General features: G+C 67.9%; 6 protein-coding genes. 4 read left to right on the plus strand and 2 right to left on the minus strand.

The features are described from left to right. Positions 1-31: 31 nt before the first annotated feature. Positions 32-1,171 (plus strand): adenosine deaminase, encoded by a 1,140-nt coding sequence (gene add, locus DB30_RS32690; protein WP_052556472.1) that lies wholly within the window; start codon positions 32-34, stop codon positions 1,169-1,171. 50 nt (positions 1,172-1,221) lie between these two features. Here the strand turns inward: add and DB30_RS41850 are convergent, their stop codons facing one another. Then, the gene (locus tag DB30_RS41850) at positions 1,222-2,400 is read right to left on the minus strand and encodes a hypothetical protein (protein ID WP_052556475.1); all 1,179 of its coding nucleotides are present in this window, start codon (positions 2,398-2,400) and stop codon (positions 1,222-1,224) included. Between the two features lie 228 nt (positions 2,401-2,628). Then, complete coding sequence (locus DB30_RS32700; protein WP_052556477.1) at positions 2,629-3,528, minus strand: TIGR01777 family oxidoreductase; 900 nt, start codon at positions 3,526-3,528, stop codon at positions 2,629-2,631. A 110-nt stretch (positions 3,529-3,638) separates the two neighbouring features. On the opposite strand from DB30_RS32700, the gene DB30_RS32705 reads away from it, so the two are divergent. The 3 genes from DB30_RS32705 to DB30_RS32715 all read left to right on the plus strand — a co-directional run bounded on the left by DB30_RS32705 (position 3,639) and on the right by DB30_RS32715 (position 6,118). Further along, the gene (locus DB30_RS32705) at positions 3,639-4,409 is read left to right on the plus strand and encodes a hypothetical protein (RefSeq protein WP_052556479.1); all 771 of its coding nucleotides are present in this window, start codon (positions 3,639-3,641) and stop codon (positions 4,407-4,409) included. Between the two features lie 28 nt (positions 4,410-4,437). Then, positions 4,438-5,574 carry an OmpA family protein gene (locus DB30_RS32710; protein ID WP_052556480.1) on the plus strand — a complete coding sequence of 379 codons (1,137 nt, stop codon included), beginning with the start codon at positions 4,438-4,440 and terminating at the stop codon, positions 5,572-5,574. A gap of 112 nt (positions 5,575-5,686) precedes the next feature. Further along, positions 5,687-6,118, plus strand: a complete 432-nt coding sequence (locus DB30_RS32715) for a tellurite resistance TerB family protein (protein ID WP_052556482.1) — start codon at positions 5,687-5,689, stop codon at positions 6,116-6,118. Positions 6,119-6,289: the final 171 nt, after the last annotated feature.

The following is a 6,289-nucleotide window of genomic DNA, read 5'->3' on the forward strand; positions in this document are numbered from 1 at the left end:
CCGGCCTAAAAAGGGGTATCTTGGGGCGCAGGTGAACGAGCTTCCTCTGTCATTTTTTCAGCGCCTGCCCAAGACGGACCTCCACGTCCACCTCGACGGCTCGCTGCGTGCCGAGACCATCCTCGAGCTCGCTGACGAGCAAGGCGTAGAGCTGCCCGCCCGCGACGTCTCGGGGCTACGCGCGGCCATGCACGCCGGTGAGAACACCGGCAGCCTGGTCAAGTACCTCGAGGCCTTCGACATCACCCTGCGGGTGCTGCAGACCGACGACGCCCTGTACCGAGTGGCCTACGAGCTGGCCGAGGACGCGGCCGCCGAGAACGTCCGCTACATGGAGGTCCGCTACTCGCCCATGCTCCACGTGCGCGAGGGCCTGCGCTTGACCGAGGTGGTCGAGACCGTGCTCCGGGGCCTGCACGCAGCCGAGACCGACCACGGGATCGAGAGCAAGCTGATCTTGTGTGGGATCCGCAACATCTCGCCCGAGAGCAGCCTGGAGATGGCCGAGCTGGTGGTCGCGTACAAGGGCCGCGGCGTGGTCGGCTTCGATCTCGCGGGGGCCGAGTACGACTACCCCGCCAAGGATCACCACGAGGCCTTCTCGCTGGTCCGGCGCAACAACATCAACGTCACGATCCACGCGGGTGAAGCCTATGGGCCCCCTTCAATCGCGCAGGCCTTGCACGACTGCGGCGCCCACCGGATCGGTCACGGCTGCCGCCTGCGCGAAGACGGGGATCTGCTGCACTACGTGGTCGACCACCGGATCCCGCTCGAGTGCTGCCCTTCGTCAAACGTCCAGACCGGGGCGATCGCGTCGCTGCAGACCCACCCGCTGCGGCTCTACAAGAACCTTGGCGCGCGCGTGACGATCAATACGGACAACCGGCTGATCACCGACACGACCATGTCCAAAGAGATGTGGCTGGCCCACACGCAGATCGGGCTGAGCTTCTCGGACATTCGCCAGATCATCCTCAACGGGTTCAAGAGCGGGTTCTTGCCGTTCCACGAGAAGCAGCGCTACCTCGCGTTGGTCAGCAAGCAGCTCGAGGCGTTCTCGGCCGACGGCAGCATCGACGAGGGCATCCTCGAGGCGGCTCGGCAGGCGCAAAAGCGCAGCGCCCCAAGCTCGCCAACCCTGGTCGTCGAGCACGGCCACGCCGAGTGAGCCGCGGCCCCACATCGCCAGTCGGCCGTCCGCGCGCGGCCTGAACCGATCTAAACGCCGCAGTCTGTCGCCTGGGGCGCGCAGTTCTGGTCGATGCAGTCCTGATCCTGGCAGTCGTACTGATCGACGCAGACCTCGAGCAAGTACAAGAAGTACTGGTCGAGGAAGTCGCCCTCGTGCCTGCAGTTGGTCTCGCACAGCCCGGCGCCCTGACAGTCGGCCACGCAGGCATAGATGTCGGCGCAGGACCGCAAGCCCGACACGCACGCGCCCCACTGGTTGGAGCACAGCTCTTCGGTGCAGTCGAAGGTGTCGCACATCGCGATCTCGGCGCAGGCGATCAGCGCGTCCGTCTCGGCTTGCGCCTCGGGGCTGAGCGGCGGCGCGCACTCCAGGGCACACAGCGGATCGTACTGGCACTCGATGATGCAGGTCGCTTGCGGCACGCAGGCCATGCCGTCGCTCTGGCCGCCAAAGCAGCTGATGTACTCACGGCCGCAGAACTCGAGCAAGCAGGCGTCGTCGTTGCAGGCGTTGTCTAGCGCGCAGGACTCGAGCGCGTCGATCTGGTTCAGCGCCAGAGGGGAAGCCTCGTAGTGGCACGCGGCGTCACACGCCTCGTCGCCCCCGCACTGCCCGATGCAGGCGTTCAGATCCAGACAGGTGTCGTCGCCCGTGTAGCACGCGAAGGCCTCGAAGGGGCAGCTCTGATCGATGCAGTTCTGGTCTTGGCAGCCGTGGTCGACGATGCACGCGACCATCACCTCGGACTCCTGGGCTGCGTCGACTGTGGCTTGGGATACGCATTGCTCCTGGCACTGCATGTCACCCATGCAGTCGAGCACACACTCGTTGACGAGCGGGCAGCTGAGGATGTCTCCGTCGCCGTCGCCATCACCATCCCCGTCCCCGTCCCCGTCCCCGTCCCCGTCGCCGTCCCCATCGCCATCGCCATCGCCATCCCCATCGCCGTCGCCATCGCCATCGCCATCGCCGTCACCGTCACCGTCACCGTCACCGTCACCGTCGCCATCGCCGGGGTCGCCGTCGCCGTCGCCGTTCCCCTCACCGCTGTTGCTGTTGCCCCCAGTGTCACCCGTCTCGGTCGTGATCCCCGTACCGGAGTCCGTGGCGCCAGATGAGCCGTCCACGATCGAGTCGTCCCCGCACCCGACGGCGAGCGGAGCGGACACGAGGGGCAGGATCAACAAGTGCCAACGGAAGCGCATCGCGCGAGCATAGCCAAGATCACCCAGTGTGATCAGGCCTGGACCGAGCCGTGGCGCCCGATCGTGGCCGAGCCTGTCTCAGTGCCAATTTCCGCGCCCCGCAAAAACTGATCTTGGCTCGCGCGATGTCCGTCGTCCGCCCTCGGCCGCTTGATGGACGGTGAAGGCACCTGCACCGCGACTGGGTGGTCGCGACAACGGAGCAACGGAGCGGCGGTCGCCGATCGATCAACCCAGCAGATCCGTCAACGCCAGCTCGAGCTCCGCGAACTCGAACTCGAACCCTGCGGCGAGCAGACGGTGGGGCAGCGCCCGTTGGCTGTCGAGCAGCAGCGCCTGCCCCATCTCCCCGAACATCATCTTCACGCCGAGCTTGGGCACGCGCATGAACGTTGGCCGATCGAGCACCCGCCCGAGCGCCGCAGTGAACGCGGCGTTGTCGACTGGATGGGGCGCGACCACGTTGTACGCCCCGCTGCAGTCGTTGCGGTCGATCAGGAACAAGAGCGCAGCGACCACGTCACGCACGTGGACCCACGCCATCCACTGCGCACCAGACCCGATCTTGCCGCCAACGCCCATGCGGAACGGCCCCAACATCTTCCCCAGCGCGCCGCCGTTGGCGTCCAACACCACGCCAAACCGAGCCAGACCCAGCCGAACCTCGGCCCCGGGGAGTTGCTCCACCGCTCGGGCCGCGTCCTCCCACGCCTGCGTCACGCCAACCAAGAACTCGCTGGCGCGGCCGGGCTCGCTGCGCTCATTGAGGAGCTCGGCGCCCCGGTCACCGTAGAGCCCGACCGCCGAAGCGTTGATCAGCACGCGCGGCCGCTCGCGCGCCGATCCGATCGCGCGGACGACCGCCGAGGTCGCGTCAATGCGACTTTGCAAGATCCGGCGCTTCTTCGCTGCCGTCCACCGACCGGCGATGCTCTCGCCCGCGAGGTTGACCACCGCGTCAAATCCCGACAGCGCGTCGGCGTCCGTAAACCCTTGCTTCGGATCCCAGCCGATCATCGCAGGTCCCGGCGAGCGCGAGACACCCACGGCCTCATCACCCCGCTCGCGCAAGGCTGCGCCCAGTGCCGCGCCGATGAGTCCCGTCGCTCCCGTGATCGCCACCCGCATCCGCGAAACTCTAGTCCATATGAAGGGATCGGCCCACGAGCGAACACTGCAGGAGCTATCCGGACGGCCCGACCTGTCGCCGCGGGTCTGGGCTCGGTAGTCTCCCCGCGATGTCGCACAACGCTGTCTACTTTCAGCGGATGCAGGCGACCAGTCCCTGCTACACAAAGTGGCAACCGCAGCTCGATCTGCCTGCGCCGCTCCGGGCGATCGAGCTGCGCCTCGTCGACGGGCCCGTGCTCGACGACGAGCAGCACGTCACGGACTATTCGATGATCTCGCCGGACGACGACGGCAGCCGCACGCTGCGTCGGTATTGCTCGATCGCGGACGCCCTCGCACCGAACGAGCTCGCGCGCTACCGACGCTGCGTCGCGACGCTGCTCGAGCGACTGCTCGAGCCGGGTGAGAGCTGGGTGTTGTTCTACAGCGGCCCGCCGCCAACCAACGGCGTCTTCGACGACGTCGATCGGCGGTTCACGGCGCAGGTGTTGGACCTCGAAGCTGGCGTGAACGGCTGGTTCTCGATCCTCGACGCCGAGGCGTGCGTGACCGCGTTGCAGACTTTGCTGGGTGACTGGGATCGCGTCGCCGGCGTGTGTGTCCCGGCCGGCAGCTTCGCCCGCGTGCTCGCGCAGCTGGACCTGCGCGCGCCAGTTCCGACTGGCCAGCGCTACCGGCCCTGCTCGCCGATCGAGCTCGAAGATGCGAGCGCGCTGGTCCGGGTGCTCGAGCGCGGCCGGCTGTGGTTTGAAGAGATCGACAACGGCACCCGACTGCGCTTCATCACCCGCGACGATGCGGCCGCACGCCTCCAAAGTCAGCTCGAGAGCCTCTGCGGCGAGGTCAACGGTGAGGACCCAGATCGGCGCGGGTTGTGATGTACGATCGGGCCCGCCCTCCCTGCGCATGACTCGACCTCGCACGCGATCACGCAGCGCCGCGACGCTGCTCGCTCTGGCCAGCGCCGCGTGCATCAGCGTCCCGCGAGCCGAGCCGGTCCAGTTCGCCGTCGACGACGACGAGCTGCGCGGCGCCCAAGCCCAGGCCGAGGTCGATCGAGCCGCCGCGTCGCTGCTCGCGGATCCAGATCTGCACTTGCTCGTCGTTGGTCACGCCGACGAGGACAACACCGACGAGTACAACCGCGCGCTGTCGTTGCGCCGGGCCGAGCGCGTGCGCGACCGACTCGTCGCGACCGCCCCCGCGCTCGCGGCCCGTGTGCGCGTCGAGGCCCGCGGCGAGTGGGACGCCAGCGACGCGGGCTCGGACGAGCAGGCCAAGTCACGCAACCGCCGGGTCGAGCTGCGCTTCCACTATCCGCGCCACTGCGAGCCCAGCTTCGACGCGACCTTCCTGGCCTGCGAGTGGTCACGCCTGCCCGCGCCCACGCCACCGCCCGCGCCCGAGCCACCACCCGAGCCAGAGCCAGAGCCAGAGCTCGAGCCCGACCCACCCGAGCCGCGCCCCCCGAGCGCGCGCCAGCGCCAGGACTTTCGCGGGCCGTACATCTTTGGTCTGGGCGGCTACGCGATCAGCTCGGGCGAGTACCTGCGCCAGCACGGCCGCTGGGGCGTGGGCGCGGGCTACCTGTGGGGCTTTGGCAGCGAGTTCCGCGTCGCGCTGGGCCTGCAGTTCGATCACCTGCCCGACCTCGGCTTCTTGTTCGCCCAGTCCGGTGACTGCTCGCCGTTTTGCGCCCAGGTCGACCGCGCCCACATCCGCGCGGTCCCCGAGCTGCGGATCGGCGGCGCTCGCGGGGGACTGTGGGGGTGGGTGCGACTTTCGGCCGGACTGGTCATGCAGCACCACGAAGCGCAGCTCGAGGCCATCCCGGACCAGGCCGAGCCACGCGAGATCGCCGGGGCCCGGTGGGATCCGGGGGCCGTGGTTGGGATCGGCCCCGGGATCGCTGTCACACTCACCGCCCACCTGTTCTTGCTGATCGACGCAACCTTGTCCTACTCGGTCGTCCCCCAGGGTGACGGAGGCGGGGGCGGATCGGTCATCTACGACGCTGGTGCGGGCCTCGGCTGGGTTTTCTGAGCATTGGCGCTCCACCTCGTCGCCGTGGAACCCGGTGATCGCGCAATTTTAGTGCCGGCGGAGTGAACGCTTTCCAGCACGCCCGGTCCTGGGGTACGCTGCGCGCCGAGCCATGTTCGATTTCCCCATCGCCGAGCTCATCACGCCTGAAGAACAAGTGGCTGTCGCCCGCTGCGTCGCGATCATGGCGTCCAAGGACGACGACGTCGCCGACAGCGAACGCCACTTTGTCGAAGAGCTGATGGGGCAAATGATGCTGCTCCCCGAAGAGCGCGATCGCGTCCGCCACGAGTTCGACAAGCCCAACGACATCGTCGAGGTGGCCAAGGGCGTCAAACATCGCGAGGCGCGGATCTTCTTGTACTACCAGGCCGTGTGCGCCGCGATGGCGGACAACGTGCTGGTCGACGGCGAGATGGACGCCTTGTTGTCGCTTGCGAACGCGTTCGAGTTCGACGTCGAGCTCGCGCGGCTGTTCGTCAAGTGGGTCCAAGACAGCCTCGAGCTCCGCGAGCGCGGGCAGCAGCTCCTCATGGAGCTGTGATAGACCCCCACAGGCGGCTTCGCACTTCGCTTGGGGGTTTGTTTGCGGGCGTATGAGTGGCCCCCTAGGAGGGGGCTCTTCTGATCGTTCGCGCGCGCTCGCTTCGCTCGCTTGGGGAGGGGTGGGCGCGCTTTGCTTGCTTCGCTTTGCTTGCTGGGGTTGGGGGGGGGG

It is taken from the genome of Enhygromyxa salina (genome assembly GCF_000737335.2).
Classification (GTDB): domain Bacteria; phylum Myxococcota_A; class Polyangia; order Nannocystales; family Nannocystaceae; genus Plesiocystis; species Plesiocystis salina_C.